This window comes from Ralstonia flatus, from assembly GCF_958439105.1.
Classification (GTDB): domain Bacteria; phylum Pseudomonadota; class Gammaproteobacteria; order Burkholderiales; family Burkholderiaceae; genus Ralstonia; species Ralstonia flatus.
In genome coordinates, this window is record NZ_CAUDLI010000001.1 from 603,250 (window position 1) to 620,975 (window position 17,726).

16 protein-coding genes are annotated in these 17,726 nt (G+C 64.2%); 8 read left to right on the forward strand and 8 right to left on the reverse strand.

Features of this window, described 5'->3' with window-relative positions:
• Nucleotides 1-7: 7 nt before the first annotated feature.
• Nucleotides 8-2,155, reverse strand: a complete 2,148-nt coding sequence (recG, locus tag R2676_RS02885; RefSeq protein WP_206274270.1) for an ATP-dependent DNA helicase RecG — start codon at nucleotides 2,153-2,155, stop codon at nucleotides 8-10.
• 131 nt (nucleotides 2,156-2,286) lie between these two features.
• Between recG and queA the strand changes: the two genes are divergently transcribed.
• The 5 genes from queA (at nucleotide 2,287) to secF (ending at nucleotide 7,989) form a co-directional block, all read left to right on the forward strand.
• Entirely contained in the window at nucleotides 2,287-3,348 is a 1,062-nt protein-coding gene (queA, locus tag R2676_RS02890; protein ID WP_206274271.1) for a tRNA preQ1(34) S-adenosylmethionine ribosyltransferase-isomerase QueA, read from the forward strand.
• A 2-nt stretch (nucleotides 3,349-3,350) separates the two neighbouring features.
• Nucleotides 3,351-4,502 (forward strand): tRNA guanosine(34) transglycosylase Tgt, encoded by a 1,152-nt coding sequence (gene tgt, locus R2676_RS02895; protein ID WP_206274272.1) that lies wholly within the window; start codon nucleotides 3,351-3,353, stop codon nucleotides 4,500-4,502.
• 105 nt (nucleotides 4,503-4,607) lie between these two features.
• Nucleotides 4,608-4,940, forward strand: coding sequence for a preprotein translocase subunit YajC (gene yajC, locus R2676_RS02900; RefSeq protein ID WP_004632835.1), 333 nt, complete (start codon nucleotides 4,608-4,610; stop codon nucleotides 4,938-4,940).
• 110 nt (nucleotides 4,941-5,050) lie between these two features.
• The gene (gene secD, locus R2676_RS02905) at nucleotides 5,051-6,940 is read left to right on the forward strand and encodes a protein translocase subunit SecD (RefSeq protein WP_206274273.1); all 1,890 of its coding nucleotides are present in this window, start codon (nucleotides 5,051-5,053) and stop codon (nucleotides 6,938-6,940) included.
• Nucleotides 6,941-7,017: 77 nt separating this feature from the next.
• Complete coding sequence (secF, locus tag R2676_RS02910) at nucleotides 7,018-7,989, forward strand: protein translocase subunit SecF (RefSeq protein WP_206274274.1); 972 nt, start codon at nucleotides 7,018-7,020, stop codon at nucleotides 7,987-7,989.
• Nucleotides 7,990-8,088: 99 nt separating this feature from the next.
• Here secF and R2676_RS02915 read toward each other — a convergent pair whose 3' ends face one another.
• The 4 genes from R2676_RS02915 to purB form a co-directional block, all read right to left on the reverse strand.
• Nucleotides 8,089-8,685 (reverse strand): YceI family protein, encoded by a 597-nt coding sequence (locus R2676_RS02915; protein WP_206274275.1) that lies wholly within the window; start codon nucleotides 8,683-8,685, stop codon nucleotides 8,089-8,091.
• A gap of 63 nt (nucleotides 8,686-8,748) precedes the next feature.
• Nucleotides 8,749-9,321 carry a YceI family protein gene (locus tag R2676_RS02920; protein WP_206274330.1) on the reverse strand — a complete coding sequence of 191 codons (573 nt, stop codon included), beginning with the start codon at nucleotides 9,319-9,321 and terminating at the stop codon, nucleotides 8,749-8,751.
• 99 nt (nucleotides 9,322-9,420) lie between these two features.
• Nucleotides 9,421-10,002: a cytochrome b gene (locus R2676_RS02925; protein ID WP_206274276.1), complete on the reverse strand. Its 582-nt coding sequence runs from the start codon at nucleotides 10,000-10,002 to the stop codon at nucleotides 9,421-9,423.
• 263 nt (nucleotides 10,003-10,265) lie between these two features.
• On the reverse strand, nucleotides 10,266-11,639 hold the full coding sequence (gene purB, locus R2676_RS02930; protein WP_027680567.1) for an adenylosuccinate lyase: 1,374 nt from the start codon (nucleotides 11,637-11,639) through the stop codon (nucleotides 10,266-10,268).
• A 239-nt stretch (nucleotides 11,640-11,878) separates the two neighbouring features.
• Between purB and R2676_RS02935 the strand changes: the two genes are divergently transcribed.
• Nucleotides 11,879-12,487, forward strand: a complete 609-nt coding sequence (locus R2676_RS02935) for a glutathione S-transferase (protein WP_206274277.1) — start codon at nucleotides 11,879-11,881, stop codon at nucleotides 12,485-12,487.
• A 20-nt stretch (nucleotides 12,488-12,507) separates the two neighbouring features.
• Here the strand turns inward: R2676_RS02935 and R2676_RS02940 are convergent, their stop codons facing one another.
• From R2676_RS02940 to R2676_RS02950, 3 genes are all read right to left on the reverse strand, one after another.
• Nucleotides 12,508-14,106, reverse strand: coding sequence for an FMN-binding glutamate synthase family protein (locus R2676_RS02940; RefSeq protein ID WP_206274278.1), 1,599 nt, complete (start codon nucleotides 14,104-14,106; stop codon nucleotides 12,508-12,510).
• A 91-nt stretch (nucleotides 14,107-14,197) separates the two neighbouring features.
• The gene (mnmA, locus tag R2676_RS02945) at nucleotides 14,198-15,310 is read right to left on the reverse strand and encodes a tRNA 2-thiouridine(34) synthase MnmA (RefSeq protein WP_206274279.1); all 1,113 of its coding nucleotides are present in this window, start codon (nucleotides 15,308-15,310) and stop codon (nucleotides 14,198-14,200) included.
• Complete coding sequence (locus R2676_RS02950) at nucleotides 15,307-15,801, reverse strand: NUDIX hydrolase (protein WP_206274280.1); 495 nt, start codon at nucleotides 15,799-15,801, stop codon at nucleotides 15,307-15,309. The genes mnmA and R2676_RS02950 overlap by 4 nt, the downstream gene beginning before the upstream one ends.
• Before the next feature lie 287 nt (nucleotides 15,802-16,088).
• On the opposite strand from R2676_RS02950, the gene R2676_RS02955 reads away from it, so the two are divergent.
• Complete coding sequence (locus R2676_RS02955; RefSeq protein WP_206274281.1) at nucleotides 16,089-17,228, forward strand: Re/Si-specific NAD(P)(+) transhydrogenase subunit alpha; 1,140 nt, start codon at nucleotides 16,089-16,091, stop codon at nucleotides 17,226-17,228.
• Nucleotides 17,229-17,310: 82 nt separating this feature from the next.
• Nucleotides 17,311-17,673 carry an aspartate 1-decarboxylase gene (panD, locus tag R2676_RS02960; protein WP_009241493.1) on the forward strand — a complete coding sequence of 121 codons (363 nt, stop codon included), beginning with the start codon at nucleotides 17,311-17,313 and terminating at the stop codon, nucleotides 17,671-17,673.
• Nucleotides 17,674-17,726: the final 53 nt, after the last annotated feature.

Here is a 17,726-nt window from a genome sequence, read left to right on the forward strand (position 1 = left end):
GTGGCCTTTAAACCCGCAGGTAGTGCTCGCGCTCGCCCAGCCAGCGCTTGAGGTGCGTGTCCACCGCTTCAGGAAAGCGCGCGAGCATCGCGTCCGCCGCGCCCTGCGCGAACTCAACGAGCCACGCATCGTGGTTCAGATCGGCAAAACGCAGCATCGCTTCGCCTGATTGCCGCGCGCCGAGAAATTCACCAGGCCCGCGGATCTCCAGATCGCGCCGGGCGATTTCGAAACCATCGGTGGTCTCGCGCATGGTCTGCAGGCGCTGCTTGGCCGTCGGCGACAGCGGCGCCTGATACAGCAGCACGCACACCGATTCCGCCGTGCCGCGCCCCACTCGCCCACGCAACTGATGCAACTGCGCAAGGCCAAAGCGCTCGGCGTGCTCAATCACCATCAACGAGGCATTGGGCACATCGACACCCACTTCGATGACCGTCGTGGCGACCAGCACGTGCAGCTCGCCGCCGGCGAAGGCGCTCATCACGGCGGCCTTCTCGGCGGATGGCAGGCGTCCGTGCACAAGGCCCACTTTCAGGCCCTCCAGACTTTGCGAAAGCGTCTCGAAGGTTTCAACGGCGGTCTGCAATTGCAGCGCTTCGCTTTCCTCGATCAGCGGGCACACCCAGTAGACCTGTCGCCCTTCGCGTGCGGCGGCGTAGATGCGTTCAATCACTTCGTCGCGCCGCGCATCGTTGACCAGGCGCGTCACGATTGGGGTGCGGCCGGGCGGCAACTCGTCGATGGCGGAAACGTCGAGGTCGGCGTAGTACGTCATCGCGAGCGTGCGCGGGATCGGCGTGGCGGACATCATCAGCTGGTGCGGCACCTGGGCGTTGGCGGCAGGTGCATCGCCGTTGCTTGCCTTGCCGCGCAGGGCCAGCCGCTGCGCCACGCCAAAGCGATGCTGCTCGTCCACCACCGCCAGGCCGAGCCGCGCGAACGTGACCGCGTCCTGGATCAGCGCGTGCGTACCGATCACGAGTTGCGCCGTGCCAGCGGACACGCGCGCGGCCGCCTCGTCTTTCTGCTTGCGCTTGAGGCTGCCGGCCAGCCAGACGATGTCCACGCCCAGCGGCTCCAGCCAGGCGGAAAGCTTCCGGTAGTGCTGCTCGGCCAGCAATTCGGTCGGCGCCATCAGCGCAGCCTGCCACCCCGCATCGATGGCCTGGCAGGCGGCCAGCGCAGCAATGACGGTCTTGCCGCTGCCCACATCGCCCTGCAGCAACCGCTGCATCGGGTACGGGTGCGCGAGGTCGGCGCGGATCTCTTCCCACACGCGGGCCTGCGCGCCGGTCAGCTTGAACGGCAGCGCGTTCATGAAGCGGGCGAGCAGCCCCTCCTTGCCGCTGTCGCGCAGGACGGGCGCGTTGCGCATACGGCGCGCGGCCTGCGCACGCTTGAGCGAGAGCTGCTGGGAGAGCAGTTCATCAAACTTGATGCGAAGCCACGCCGGGTGCGTGCGCTCGACGAGGCTGTGCTCATCGACATCGGGCGTCGGTTGATGCAGCAGGCGCACGGCATCGGCCGGCGTCATCAGCTTGAGCGGCGCGAGTGGGCCGGTGATGAGGCTGTTCGGCAGCGTTTCCGGCAGCGGCGTGCGCGTAAGCGCGTTCAGGATCGCCTTGCGCAGATAGGCCTGCGCCACGCCAGCCGTGCTCGGATACACCGGCGTCAGGCGATCGGGCAGCGGTTCATCGTCCGCCACCGCGCGCACGGTCGGGTGCACCATCTCAGCGCCGAAGAAGCCGCCGCGCACTTCGCCGCGCACGCGCAGGCGCACGCCTTCGGCCATCTGCTTGACTTGGCTGCCGTAGAAATTGAGAAAACGCAGGACCAGTTCGCCCGAGTCATCGGCGATATGCACGACCAGCTGCCGGCGCGGCCAGAACGCCACTTCGTTGCGCGTGACCGTGCCTTCGACCTGCGCAGCCCAGCCGGTGTTGGCGCGGGCCGTGGCCTCGGCAATGGTCAGCAGCGTGGTTTCATCCTCGTAGCGCATCGGCAGATGCAGGACGAGATCGACGTCGCGGTGCAGGCCGAGCTTGGCGAGCTTGTCTGCCGGGCGGGCGGTTTTGGCCGTTGCCTTGGCCGCCTTATCCGCCGTGGCCGCGCGTTTTGGCTTCGGCGCCGGCGCAGTATCAGCGTCGGGCATAGGAGCAGCATCAGTGGCGGAACGGGCGCGAGACGGCACAGGGCGTTTACAATGGCGAACTTTGCGAGTCGCCCGATTGTACCGGCGCCCGCCACCATCACTTGGCGCAATCCACGTCTGCGCCACTTTTCATGCTGACGCTGTCCGATTTCGATTTCGATCTGCCGCCCGAGCTGATCGCGCAAACCGCCCTGCCCGACCGCACCGCGAGCCGCCTGCTGGCCGTACGCCCCGCGGATGACGCCGTGCACTTTGAAGACCGCCAGTTTGCCGATCTGGTCGACTACCTGCGCCCCGGCGACCTGCTGATCTTTAACGACACGCGCGTCATCAAGGCACGCTTTTTTGGCCACAAAGCCAGCGGCGGCAAGGTGGAAGTGCTCGTCGAGCGCCTGCTGGACGAGCACACGGTGCTGGCGCAGATCCGCTCCAGCAAGTCGCCCGTCGAGGGCACCACGCTGCGCCTGGCCGACGCCTTTGACGTGACGGTCGGACCGCGCGCCGAGCCGTTCTTCACGCTGCGTTTCCCGCAGCCGGCGCTGGACTTGATCGAGCAATACGGCCGCCTGCCGCTGCCGCCCTACATCGAGCACGACCCGGACAGCTTTGACGAAACGCGCTACCAGACCGTCTATGCGCGCAACCCGGGCGCCGTGGCGGCACCCACGGCGGGCCTGCATTTCGACGATGCGCTGTTCGCCAAGCTGGACGCCATGGGCATCCGGCGCGGTTTTCTCACGCTGCACGTCGGTGCGGGCACGTTCCAGCCGGTGCGTGTGGAAAACATCGCCGAACACCGCATGCACAGCGAGTGGTACGAAATTACGGCTGAACTCGCTGAAGCCATCCGCGCCACGCGAGCTGCCGGCGGTCGCATCATCGCGGTCGGCACCACGTCGATGCGGGCGCTGGAGTCGGCCGCGCAGCCGGACGGCACGCTCAACGCCTGCAGCGGCGAGACCGACATCTTCATCACCCCCGGCTACCGTTTCCGCGCCGTCGACCTGCTGGTGACGAACTTCCACCTGCCCAAGTCGACCTTGCTGATGCTGGTATCGGCGTTTGCCGGCATGAGCGCCATCCGTGAGGCGTATCAGCACGCCATCGCCCAGCGCTACCGCTTCTTCAGTTACGGCGACGCCATGCTGCTCACGCGCGCTCCCGCCGAACCCAGCGAAACCCAATCGCTCTGACCATGCTCAAGTACGAACTGCTCACCACCGATGGCCTCGCCCGACGCGGCCGCATGACCCTGAACCACGGCGTGGTCGAAACGCCCATCTTCATGCCGGTGGGCACCTATGGCGCGGTCAAGGCGATGTCGCCGGCGGAGTTGAAGGACATCGGCGCACAGATCATCCTTGGTAACACGTTCCACCTGTGGCTGCGCCCGGGTCTGGAAGTGATGGACGCGCACAAAGGCCTGCACGGTTTCAATGGCTGGGATAAGCCCATCCTGACCGATTCCGGCGGTTTTCAGGTCTTTTCCTTGGGCGATCTGCGCAAGATCACCGAAGAAGGCGTGACCTTTGCATCGCCCATCAATGGCGACAAGCTGTTCCTCTCGCCCGAGATCTCGATGCAGATCCAGCGCCGGCTGAATTCCGACATCGTCATGCAGTTCGACGAATGCACGCCGTACAAGATCGGCGATCGCCCGGCCACCGAGGCCGAAGCCGCGGCCTCCATGCGCATGAGCCTGCGCTGGGCACAGCGCTCCCGCAACGAATTCGCGCGCGAGAACAACCCGAACGCGCTGTTCGGCATCGTCCAGGGCGGCATGTTCGAGCACCTGCGCGATGAGTCGCTGGCCGGTTTGCAGGCCATTGACGCCGACGCGGGCGGCGAAGGTTTCGGCGGCTATGCCATCGGCGGCCTGTCGGTCGGCGAGCCCAAGGAAGACATGATGCGCGTGCTGCAGCACGTGGCGCCGCGTCTGCCGGCCGACAAGCCGCATTACCTGATGGGCGTCGGTACGCCAGAAGACCTGTTGGCGGGCGTCGCCAGCGGCGTCGACATGTTTGACTGCGTGATGCCGACCCGCAACGCGCGCAACGGCTGGCTCTTCACCCGCTTTGGCGACATCAAGATCAAGAACGCGGTACACCGCAACGATCCGCGCCCGCTGGACGAAACCTGCGGCTGCTACACCTGCAGCAATTTCTCGCGCGCCTACCTGCACCACCTGCAGCGCGTCGGCGAAATCCTGGGCGCCCGCCTGAACACCATCCACAATCTCTATTACTACCTGGAATTGATGGCCGAAATGCGCGCCGCCATTGAATCCCACGGCTTTGCCGCCTTCCAGGCGCGCTTTGCCGCAGACCGCGCGCGCGGGGCCCTGTAAGCCGCCTCCGCAGGGCGCCGGGCGCGCCCATTTGCCGCAGCATCGCAATGGTAGAATGTCCGGTCCGATTTTTGACCGATTGACGAACCATTACGGAGTTCTGACGTGTTCCTGATTTCCGACGCTTACGCGCAAACCGCACCGGCAGCCGGTGGTGCCGCGGGTGGCCTGATGAGCTTCCTGCCCATCATCCTGATGTTCGTGGTGCTGTGGTTCATCATGATCCGCCCGCAAATGAAGCGCCAGAAGGAAACCAAGGCGATGCTCGAAGCCCTGGCCAAGGGCGACGAAGTGGTCACCGCCGGCGGCATCCTCGGTAAGGTCAGCAAGGTGGCCGAGCAGTACGTCACCGTGGAAATCGCTGCCAACACCGAAATCACTGTCCAGAAGAGCGCCGTGACGACCGTGCTCCCCAAGGGCACGCTCAAGGCGCTGTAATCGCCCCATCCAGGCGCCGCGCACGATTGCGCCGGCGCCGGAACCCCAGGCAGCGCCTATTCTAAGAATCCGCGCCCGCGCCCCTCGGCGTCGCCTCTCTGCATTCCAAGATGAATCGCTATCCGCTCTGGAAATACATTGTGATCCTGGTGGCGCTTGCCATTGGGTTCCTCTATACGCTGCCGAACTTCTTCGGTGAAGCGCCTGCCGTGCAGGTGTCTTCTGGCAAGGCCACCGTCAAGGTCGATCTGAACGTGCAAAAGCAGGTCGAGAGCCTGCTGGCTGCAGCCAGCATTCGGCCCGACGGCGTGTTCTTCGACAACAACGGCACCTCCGCCAGCGTGCGCGTGCGCTTTGCCGACACCGACACGCAGCTCAAGGCCAAGGACGTCCTGGCCCGCGGCCTGAACACCGATCAAGCCGACCCGACCTACATCGTGGCGTTGAACCTGCTGCCGGGCTCCCCGCAGTGGCTCAGCGGCGCACCGTTCTTCGCCAAGCCGATGTTCCTCGGCCTGGACTTGCGCGGTGGCGTGCACTTCCTGCTGCAGGTCGACATGAACGGCGCTGTGACGAAGAAGCTCGACTCGCTGGCTGGTGACATCCGCACGCAGCTGCGTGACAAGGGCATCCGCCACAGCGGCATCGACCGCAACAACAACACGATCACGATCAAGTTCAGCAACCCGGACGAGGCCGACCGCGCCCGCGGACTGCTGGCCGACTCGACCCGCGAACTGGCCTACACCGTGGACAAGAGCGCCGACGGCGCCACGCTCACCGGCACCTTCACCGCTGCCGCGATGAAGGAAGTGCAGGACAACGCGGTGAAGCAGAACATCGTTACGCTGCACAACCGCGTGAACGAACTCGGCGTGGCTGAGCCGGTGATCCAGCAACAGGGCCCGGACCGCATCGTCGTGCAACTGCCCGGTGTGCAGGACACCGCCAAGGCCAAGGACATCATCGGCCGCACGGCCACGCTGGAAGCGCGCCTGGCCGATCCGAACGCGCCGCTCGTGCCGCGTGCCGGCGATCCGGTACCGCTGGGCGACGAGCTGTTCACGCAAGGACGCAGCGCTCCCGTCCTGCTGCAGAAGCAGGTGATCTTCACGGGCGACCGCATCACGAGCGCCTCTGCGGGTTTCGACCAAAACCACAATTCGTCGGTCGACATCACGCTCGACGGCCAGGGTGGCCGCATGCTGCGCGATGTCTCGCGTGACAACATCGGCAAGCGCATGGGCATCGTGCTCTTTGAAAAGGGCAAGGGCGAAGTGCTGACGGTGGCGACCATCCAGTCCGAACTGGGCTCGCGCTTCCAGATCACCGGCATGGGCTCGACCGAGGCGGCTTCCGACCTGGCGCTGTTGCTGCGTGCAGGCTCGCTGGCCGCGCCGATGGAGATCATCGAAGAACGCACCATCGGCCCGTCGCTGGGTGCCGACAACATCAAGAAGGGCTTCGATTCTGCGCTGTACGGCTTCCTCGCCATCTCGGTGTTCATGGTGCTGTACTACATGCTGTTCGGCGCATTCTCGGTGGCGGCCCTCGGCGTCAACGTGTTCCTGCTGATCGCGCTGCTCTCCATGCTGCAAGCCACGCTCACGCTGCCGGGTATTGCAGCTATCGCACTGGCGCTCGGTATGGCCATTGACGCGAACGTGCTGATCAACGAGCGCGTGCGTGAAGAGCTGCGCAACGGCGCATCGGCACAGATGGCCATCGCCGCCGGCTTTGACCGCGCCTGGGCGACCATCCTCGATTCGAACGTGACGACGCTCATCGCCGGCCTGGCGCTGATCGCCTTCGGTTCGGGCCCGGTACGCGGCTTCGCGATCGTGCACTGCCTGGGGATCGGCACGTCCATGTTCTCGGCGGTGTTCTTCAACCGCGGTCTCGTGAACCTCTGGTACGGCCGCAAGAAGAAGCTGCAGAGCGTCGCCATCGGGCAGGTGTGGAAGCCGGGCAATACGAACACGGAATCGCCCGCCAAGTAATCACGCCACCCACCACGAATCTCGCATAACCGGCACCGCCCCCGATATGAAGGGGCGGTCGCCACAAAGGGCAGACCATGGAGTTTTTCCGCATCCGCCGCGACATTCCGTTCATGAAGCACGCGTTGATCCTCAACGCGCTGTCGTTCCTGACGTTTATCGCCGCCGTCTTCTTCCTGTTCCACAAGGGGCTGCACCTGTCGGTGGAGTTCACCGGCGGTACGGTGATGGAAGTCGCTTATACCCAGGCCGCCGATCTGCCGAAGATCCGCGGCGACGTTGAGAAGCTCGGCTACGCCGACGCCCAGGTGCAGAATTTCGGCACCTCGCGCGACGTGATGATCCGCCTGCCGCTCAAGACCGGCCCGGACGGCAAGCCCATCGCCTCGGCGGTGCAAAGCGAGCAGGTGATGACAGCCCTGAACGCCGCCAACCCCGACGCCAAGCTGCAGCGCGTCGAATTCGTCGGGCCGCAGGTTGGCAAGGAACTGGCCACCGACGGCCTGCTGGCGCTGCTGTTCGTGGTGGTCGGCATCGTGATCTACCTGTCGATCCGCTTCGAATGGAAGTTTGCCGTGGCGGGCGTGATCGCCAACCTGCACGACGTCGTGATCATCCTGGGCTTCTTCGCCTTCTTCCAGTGGGAGTTCTCGCTGTCGGTGCTGGCGGGGGTACTGGCCGTGCTGGGGTATTCGGTCAACGAATCCGTGGTGATTTTCGACCGGATCCGCGAAGCGTTCCGCAAGTACCGCAAGATGAACACGCACGAGGTGATCGACCACGCGATTACCAGCACCATCTCGCGCACGATCATCACCCACGGCTCGACCGAAATGATGGTGGTGTCGATGCTGGTGTTCGGCGGCCCGACGCTGCACTACTTTGCCCTGGCCCTGACGATCGGTATTCTGTTCGGCATCTACTCGTCGGTGTTCGTGGCCGCTGCGCTGTGCATGTGGCTGGGCGTCAAGCGCGAAGATCTGGTCAAGGCCGACAAAAAGGCCGGTGGCCCGAAGGAAGACGATCCGAACTTCGGCGCGCAAGTCTGAAGGCTCGGTCGTTCCAATGCCCAGAGGACGCATTCCTCGGGCAACAAAAAAGCCCCGCGATTGCGGGGCTTTTTCTTTGGCTGAGGCGTGTTGCCAGGCTTACTGCTGTGCAACGTTGGCGTCTTGCTTGATGCCTTCCACCTGAATCTTCAGCTTGGTTTCCATGTTGAAACCGTAGGCCTTGCCGTAGTCGACACCGAAGTCGTCGCGCTTGAACTTCATCTCGGCATCAGCGCCGCAGACTTCACGCTTGAGCATCGGGTGCTGCATGCACTTGAACGCGTCGATTTCGAGCTTGGCCGGCTTGGTGACGCCGTGCAGCGTCAGTTGGCCTTCGGCTTCGGTCGGCACGTCGCCCTTGAACTTCGTGAAGTTGCCCTTGAACGTGGCGGTCGGGTACTTGGCCACGTCGAAAATCTCGGCGCTCCTGGCGTGCTCGTTCATCTTGGCGTGACCGAAGTCGATGCTGTCGGTCTGCACGGTCACGTCGATGCTGCCGGTCTTGGCGGCGCGATCGAGCGTCACGGTGCCGCTGGACTTTTCGAACTTGCCGCGCCACTTCGACAGACCGCCCATGTGGTCGGCTTCAAAGCTCGGGTACGTATGGCTCGGGTCGAGCTGGTACGTAGCGGGGGCGGCAAATGCGGCGGTGGCAGCAACGGCCGACAGTGCGGCAACGAGGGTACGCAATTTCATGAGAACTCCTGCGGATAAAAGCGGCACACGAGGGCCGGAAAAACGATGGGGTGAGACTTCCGATTACTTCTTGGCAATGACGACGCGGAACTTGATCGTCACGTCATCCGAGACGACCGAAGTATCCTTCCACTCACCGTCACCCACCTTGAATGCGTTGCGCTTGACCGGGAATGCGCCTTCAAAGACCTGATTGGCGCCTTCCTGCTTGAACGTGACGGGTGCAGTCACATCCTGCGTGATGCCCTTGATGGTCAGCTTGCCGACCACGTCCACCTTGCCGCCCGCGCCCGGCTTGAACGCCGACGAGACGAACGTTGCCTTCGGGTACTTGGCGGTGTCGAACCAGTCCTTCTTCTTCAGTTCGTCGTTGTATTCCTTGCTGCCAACGTCGACGCTGGTGACATCGATGTCGACCTTCGCCGTCGAGGCGGCCACGTTGGCCGGGTTGTAGTTGACGGCGGCATCGAACTTGCCGAACTTGATGTCCATCGGCACGCCGAGCTGCTTGCCGGTGGCGGTGACGCTGCTCTTGGCGGCATCCACCTGGGCGATGGCCGATACCGATACGGCAGCGATCGACAGCGCGCCGACGGCAACCAGGGCGATGGCGCGGGGGCGCACAACACGTTTCATCATCAGACTCCTTCAGTCAGGCCGGATCATGCCGGCAGTCTTGGTCAGGATGGAAAGGCAGAAGCACCGGCACACACCGTGCGCCGGCGCATTTGGAAATCAGCGGAGGAAAGGCATCATGCGGCGCAGCGTGCCGTCACGATCGACAACGTGGTGCTTGAGCGCAGCCAGGATGTGCACCACGACGATGGCCGCCATGGTCCAGTTCAGCCATTCGTGCGCCATGCCGAAGATGTCTTTCAGCGCGTCGCTCTTGTCGAACGGCATCGGCAGTTCCCACAGGCCAAGGTAGACAACCTTGACGCCGGCCGCGACGCTGAGCAGATAGCCGGTCAGCGGCACCGCCAAGATCAACAGATACAAGCCGACGTGCGCGGCTTCGGCGGCGGCGTGTTGCCACTTCGGCATACCGGGCACGGGCGCCGGCGCCGGATGCGTCAGGCGCCACAGCACGCGCAGCACCGCAAAGATCAGCACCGTGATGCCGATCCATTTGTGATACGAGAACAGCTTCAGCTTGGTGGGCGTAAAGCCCGGGATATCGGTCATGTACAGACCCAGCCCGAAGGCCGCGAAGATCAGCAGCGCGATGATCCAGTGCATCGCGATCGCCGGCTTGGTATAGACGCCGTGGTCAGCGGCGCCGCGCATGGCCGGATTCGAGTGGGCAGCTTGAGACATCGGTTCCCTCGGTATTTTGAAGCGCTCAGTTGGCGGCGCCTGTGGGTCAGACCACGGCGCCAAACGATTGTGCATTATTTGCGCGATCCGACCCGTCAAGTCGGCGCGAAGTTCACGAAGCGATTCAAATTTTTTGATTGACCAGGCAGTTTTATAGACGTGGCGCGAGAGCCCGTTCTACGGAGCGCACCAAACAAAACGGCCCGCCTCGAATTCGAGAGCGGGCCGTTCTTCAAGACGGTACCACCAAATTTTTGCAACAATCAGGCGATACGGCGCGCCAGTTCTTCCGCCTTGCCGATGTAGCTGCCGGGCGTCATGTCCAGCAGCAGCTTGCGGGCGTCTTCGGGAATGGCCAGCGTGGCGATGAATTCACGCAGCGCCTCGCGCGAAATGCCCTTGCCGCGCGTCAGTTCCTTCAACTGCTCGTACGGGTTGGCGATGCCATAGCGGCGCATCACGGTCTGCACCGGCTCGGCCAGCACTTCCCAGCAGTTGTCCAGGTCTTCGGCCAGGCGGGCGGGGTTGGTTTCCAGCTTGCCCAAGCCGCGCAGGCAGGCGTCGTACGCCAGCAGGCTGTAGCCGAACGCCACGCCGATATTGCGCAGCACGGTCGAATCGGTCAGGTCACGCTGCCAGCGCGAGACCGGGAGCTTTTCCGACAGATGGCGCAGCACCGCGTTGGCCAGGCCGACGTTGCCTTCAGAATTTTCAAAGTCGATCGGGTTGACCTTGTGCGGCATGGTCGACGAGCCGATTTCGCCAGCCTTGGTCTTCTGCTTGAAGTAGCCCTGCGAGATGTAGCCCCAGACGTCGCGGTCCAGATCCAGGATGATCGTGTTGGCGCGCGCCACGGCGTCGAACAGCTCCGCCATGTAGTCGTGCGGCTCGATCTGGATGGTGTACGGGTTGAACGTCAGGCCCAGGCGCGTCTCGATCACGTTCTTCGAGAAGGCCTCCCAGTCCAGCGACGGATACGCCGACAGGTGCGCGTTGTAGTTACCCACCGCGCCGTTCATCTTGCCCAGCAGTTCAACCGCTTCGATGCGGCGGATGGCACGGTCCAGGCGGGCGGCCACGTTGGCCATTTCCTTGCCCAGCGTGGTCGGGCTGGCCGGCTGGCCGTGCGTGCGCGAGAGCATCGGCACGTCGGCGTTGGCATGAGCCAGCTCCACCAGGCGAGCCTGAACGCGGCGCAGCGTCGGCACGATGACCGTGTCGCGCGCGCCCTTGAGCATCATCCCGTGCGAGGTGTTGTTGATGTCTTCCGACGTGCAGGCGAAGTGAATGAATTCGCTGGCGGCTTCCAGCTCGGCGTTACCCTTCACGCGCTCCTTCATCCAGTATTCGACGGCCTTCACGTCATGGTTGGTGACGGCTTCGATCTCTTTGATGCGGGCGGCGTCTGCCTCGGCAAAGTTCTCGACCAGCGCCAGCAGTGCGCCCTCGGCGGCGGCCGAGAAACGCGGGATCTCGGCCAGCCCGGCCTGCGACAGGGCGATCAGCCAATGCACCTCCACCTTCACGCGGTTGCGCATGAAAGCGGCTTCCGACAGCCACTCGCGCAGCGGATCGGCCTTGGCAGCGTAGCGGCCATCGATGGGAGACAGAGCGGTCAGGGCAGAAAGCGACGACATGGCAGGCGGGGAAAAATGTGAAGGGAATCTCAATCCGGACAACCCGGACGCGGCGTTGCGCGTTGAACCAAGGTGCATACGCGCACCCCAGCGAGCCCGCGATTTTACCATCCGGCACCTGCCTTTCACGGCCAATCCGGCCTAAAGCAAGCCTCCGTTTGGTTGAGTTGGGTTCAGGCGCCGCCCAGCGCACTCGGGAAAGTGCGCGGCTATACTTCCGCCTCCAACATGACATGCCTATGAAACTGATCGGATCGCACGCCAGCCCGTACACCCGCAAGGTGCGCGTGGTCCTGGCTGAAAAGAAAATCGACTACCAGTTCGTGCTGGAAGACGTGTGGAGCGCAGGTACGCAGATCCACCAGTTCAACCCGCTGGGCAAGGTGCCCTGCCTGGTAATGGACGACGGCGGCGCCCTGTTCGACTCGCGCGTCATTGCGGAATACGCCGACACGCTGTCGCCGGTGGCGCGCCTCATTCCGCCATCAAGCCGGGAACGCGTGGAAGTGCGCTGCTGGGAAGCGCTGGCAGACGGCCTGCTCGACGCAGCACTCATGCTGCGCATCGAACATACGCAGCGCACACCGGAGCAGCGCAGCGAAACGTGGCTCGCGCGCCAGAGCCACAAGATCGATCAGGCCCTGCAAGCCATGTCGCAAGGCCTGGCCGACAAGACCTGGTGCAACGGCAACCACCTGACGCTGGCCGACATCGCCGTCGGCTGCGCACTTGCCTACCTGGATTTCCGCCAGCCGCAGATCGACTGGCGCGAGCGTCACGCGAACCTCGCCACGTTCTACGCGCGCATTGAAAAGCGGCCGAGTTTCATGGAAACCCAGCCGCAGTAATCCAGGGCAACTGCCGAGCGTTACACGGCCACCGGATCAAACCGTTCGGCCTGGGCCATCGGCCAGTAGCGCTCATACAGTTGATAACGGTACCGCCCGGCCAGCAGATCGCCGGGTTCCAGGTACTTTAGCAGCGTCGAGAGCAACTGCACCTCGTTGCCCGACACGCGTCGCACGATGTGGTGCGCACGAAAATCCGCCGGATGCTGCAGGCCGGCCGCCTGCGTCAGCTCCAGCAGCGCATGCAGGGTATGCGCGTGATATTGATGCACGCGCTCGGCCTTGTCCGGCACCACCAGCGCCTTCTGACGAGACGGGTCCTGGGTTGCCACGCCGGTCGGGCAGCGGTCGGTGTGGCACTTCTGCGCCTGGATGCAGCCCAGCGCGAACATGAAGCCACGCGCAGCGTTGCACCAGTCGGCACCCATTGCCAGCGTGCGAGCCACATCGAACGCCGTGACGATCTTGCCCGACGCGCCAATCTTGATCTTGTCGCGCAGGTTGGTCCCGACCAGCGTGTTGTGCACCAGCAGCAGCCCTTCCTGCAGCGGCGTGCCAACGTGGTCGGTAAATTCCAGCGGCGCCGCGCCCGTGCCGCCTTCCGCGCCGTCAACGACGATGAAGTCCGGGAGGATGCCGGACTCCAGCATCGCCTTGACGATGCCGAAGAACTCCCACGGATGCCCGATGCACAGCTTGAAGCCGGTCGGCTTGCCGCCCGACAGCGTACGCAGGCGATCCACAAACTGCAGCAAACCCAGCGGCGAGTTGAACTCCGAATGCGCGGCCGGCGAGATGCAATCCTTGCCGATCTGGATGCCGCGCGTGGCGGCAATCTCGGGTGTCACCTTGGCCGCAGGCAAGACGCCACCGTGACCCGGCTTGGCACCCTGCGACAGCTTCACCTCGATCATCTTCACCTGCGGGCTGCGCGCCTGTTCGGCAAAGCGGTCCGGATCAAAGCGGCCGTTGGCATCGCGGCAGCCGAAGTAGCCGGAGGCGACTTCCCAGATCAGGTCGCCGCCCTCTTCGCGGTGGTAAGGCGAGATCGAACCCTCGCCGGTGTCGTGGATGAAGTTGCCGAGTTTGGCACCGCGGTTGAGCGCGCGAATGGCATTGCCCGACAGCGCCCCGAAGCTCATCGCCGAGATGTTGAACACCGACATCGAATACGGCTTGGCGCGGCCCTCGCCGACCATCACGCGGAAGTCCGACGAGGCAATGCGCGTTGGCGCCAGCGAATGGCCGATCCATTCGTGACCGGCCACCTTCACGTCGACTTCCGTGCCGAACGGACGGCTATCGACCTCACCTTTGGCACGCTGATAAACGATGCTGCGCTGGGCGCGCGAGAACGGCTTTTCGTCGGTGTCGTCTTCAACGAAATACTGGCGGATTTCCGGACGAATGAACTCGAACAGGAAGCGGAAATGGCCCCAGAGCGGGTAGTTGCGCAGCACCGAGTGGCGCGTCTGCGTGATGTCGTGCACGCCCAGGATGACGAACATGCCCGGAATGACCGCGCACACCCAATGCAGGCGCCCCGCTACCGCAAACCCGGCGGTGACGGCAAACAACAGCACAACGCCCGCAAAGGCCCAGTAACGACGTGGCAGCATGACCAACCCTGTGTGAAGACAAATCAGGGCGCAAGCTTAAACGAGTGCCGCAACAGCCGCAGCCGTCACAACGTAGTGTTGCAGAAACCGCTTAAGCGACTGCCTTTTCAACGACTGCAGGCTCGGCTGCCGAAATAATGCCGCCGCCCAGGCAGATTTCACCGTCGTACAGCACGGCAGATTGGCCCGGCGTGACGGCCCACTGCGCCTCTGGAAAGGCCAACGTCAGTGCGCCCTCGGCCCCGCGTGCGACCGTGCAAGGCGCATCCGCCTGGCGGTAACGCGTCTTGGCACCAAGGTGCGTGCCTTCGGTGGGCGCGTGGCCGGCAACCCAGCTCAGATCGTCGGCGTGCACGGTATGCGCCAGCAGCCACGGGTGGTCGTGACCCTGCACCACGTACAACGTGTTGGCCGCCATGTCCTTGCGGGCCACGTACCAGGCATCGCCGTTGCCATCGCGGCTGCCGCCGATGCCGATGCCCTTGCGCTGCCCCAGCGTGTAGAACGCCAGGCCGATGTGCTCGCCGATGGTCTTGCCGTCCGGCGTCTTGATCGGGCCGGGCTTGGTCGGCAGGTAGCGATTCAGGAAATCGCGAAACGGCCGCTCGCCGATAAAGCAGATGCCGGTGGAGTCCTTCTTCTTGGCGTTGGGCAGACCGATCTCGGCGGCGATTTCCCGCACCTTCGTCTTCGGGATCTCGCCCAGCGGGAAGAGCGTGCGCGAGAGCTGCGCCTGATTCAGGCGGTGCAGGAAGTAGCTCTGATCCTTCGTGTGATCGAACGCCTTGAGCAGTTCGAAGCGGCCGTCGACCTCGCGCACGCGGGCGTAGTGCCCGGTCGCAATCGTGTCGGCGCCAAGCGCCATCGCGTGGTCGAGGAAGGCCTTGAACTTGATCTCGGCGTTGCAGAGCACGTCAGGATTGGGCGTGCGGCCGGCGGAGTATTCGCGCAGGAAGTCTGCAAACACGCGGTCTTTGTACTCGGCGGCAAAGTTGACAGCTTCCACGTCGACGCCGATGAGGTCTGCCACCGAGACCACGTCGATCCAGTCCTGCCGGGTCGAGCAGTATTCGCTGTCGTCATCGTCTTCCCAGTTCTTCATGAACAGGCCGACGACGTCATAGCCTTGCTGTTTGAGCAGCCACGCAGTGACGGACGAGTCCACGCCGCCGGACATCCCGACGACGATCCGCTTCTTGCTCATGACTGCGCTCCCAGGCCGTACACGCTCGCGTGTGTGTGGATAACGTCAAGCGGATAGCGCTTGCCGGCCAGGTAGTCCTCCACGCAGGCGAGCAGCAGCGGGCTGCGATGGCGCTCGCGGCTGGCGCGGATTTCATCCGCCGTCATCCACACGGTGCGAACGATGCCGTCGTCCAGCGTGCGGCGCGGGTCTTGGGGGCCCAACTCGCCAGTAAAGGCCATCCGCACGTAGGTGACCGGATCCCCTTGCGGCGGCTGGAACTGTGCCATGTAGCAGCCCAGAAACGCGGTCGGCACAAAGCTGTGCGCGGTTTCTTCCAGTGCCTCGCGCGCGACCGCGTCGACCAGGCTTTCGTCCGGGTCGAGATGGCCGGCGGGCTGGTTCAGGCGCAAGCCGACATCGGTGTGCTCCTCGACCAGCAGAAAGCGCCCGTCCTGTTCAATGACGGCGGCAACGGTAACGCTGGGTTTCCAGCGGACAGCTTGGTTCATGGCAAAAAGGCAACAAAAACAAGGCGTTATTGTAGCTGGAGGCTGCCCTCCCCGCTTGCATGGGACACCGGAACAGGAGCATGCCGCGCCGGCGCAGAGGTGTGAGCAATTGAGCACACGTTTGCGCAGAATCGGCCCGCATTCCATGTCGGTTCGGATATTCGACATGGCACTCGACGGGCGTCCGTGCGCCAAAAAGTTCGGGTAAGCTGCACGTCGATCCTGATCCAGCGCGCCTTCGTTCACTTCGCGCGCATCCTAACCATAATCAGCGAGGAGAGAACACGATGCACATCGGCATCCCGCAGGAGACGCGGGCGGACGAGACGCGCGTTGCCGCGACCCCGGAAACGGTGAAAAAGTACGTGGCGCTTGGCCATCAGGTGACGGTGCAATCGGGTGCCGGTGTCGCCGCTGCCCAGCCCGACGACGCCTACGTGGCGGCCGGCGCCAAGATCGGCACCGCCGCCGAGGCGCTGGGCGCGCAGATCGTGCTCAAGGTGCGCTCGCCGGAAGCGTCCGAACTGGCGCAGATGCAGCCGGGCGCCGTGCTGGTCGGCATGCTCAACCCGTTCGATGACGAGAACACGGCCCGCCTCGCCGCCGCCAACGTCACCGCGTTTGCGCTGGAAGCCGCGCCGCGCACCACGCGCGCGCAAAGCATGGACGTGCTGTCCTCCCAGGCCAACATCGCCGGCTATAAGGCGGTGATGGTCGCTGCCAACCATTACCAGCGTTTCATGCCGATGCTGATGACCGCGGCCGGCACCGTGAAAGCCGCGCGCGTGCTCATCCTCGGCGCTGGTGTGGCCGGCCTGCAGGCCATCGCCACGGCCAAGCGTCTGGGTGCCGTCATTGAGGCATCCGATGTGCGGCCTGCGGTGAAAGAGCAAATCGAATCGCTGGGCGCCAAGTTCCTGGACGTGCCGTTCCTGACCGACGAAGAGCGCGAAATCGCCCAGGGCGTCGGCGGCTATGCCCGCCCGATGCCGCCCGACTGGATGCGCCGCCAAGCGGAACTGGTGCACACGCGCGCAACCCAGGCCGACATCGTCATCACGACGGCGCTGATCCCCGGCCGCCGCGCGCCGACGCTGTTGTCGGAAGCCACCGTGCAGGCCATGAAGCCCGGCTCGGTTGTCGTCGATCTGGCGGCAGCGCAAGGCGGCAACTGCCCACTGACCGAAGCCGACCGCGTGGTCGTCAAACACGGCGTCACGCTGGTGGGCTACACCAACCTCGCGTCGATGGTGGCGGCCGACGCCTCTGCCCTCTACGCCCGTAACGTGCTCGATTTCCTCAAGCTGATCATCGACAAGGATGGCAGCCTGAACATCAACCGCGAAGACGACATCGTGGCCGCCTGCCTGCTCAGTCAGGCCGGCCAGGTGGTGCGCGCTCCCGCAGCCACGAGCGCCGCCAAATAAGAACGGAGACGGCGGCCTGCCGGGCGTCACAACCCGGCGCGGTCGCCAGTGGCGATTTCATTTCTGTTTCAAGGAAAGCTTCATGCAACGCAACATGCTTCGCGCCAAGCTGCACCGCGCGACGGTCACCCAGGCCGATCTGGACTACGAAGGTTCGTGCGGCATCGACGAGGACCTCCTCGACGCCGCCGACATGCGCGAATACGAAAAGATCGAGCTGTACAACGTCAACAACGGCGAGCGTTTCTCCACCTACATCATCAAGGGCAAGCGCGGCTCGGGCGAAATCTCGCTCAACGGTGCCGCAGCGCGCCGGGCGCACGTGGGTGATCTGCTGATCATCTGCACCTACGCACCGATGAACGAAGAAGAAGTCGCCAGCTACAAGCCCAAGGTCGTGCTGCTGGGCGAGGGCAACAAGATCAAGGCCATCAAGGAAACCTGACGCGCCGGGCGGCCGGGCCTGAACGGTCTGGCCGCTCCGCACATCGACCAAGA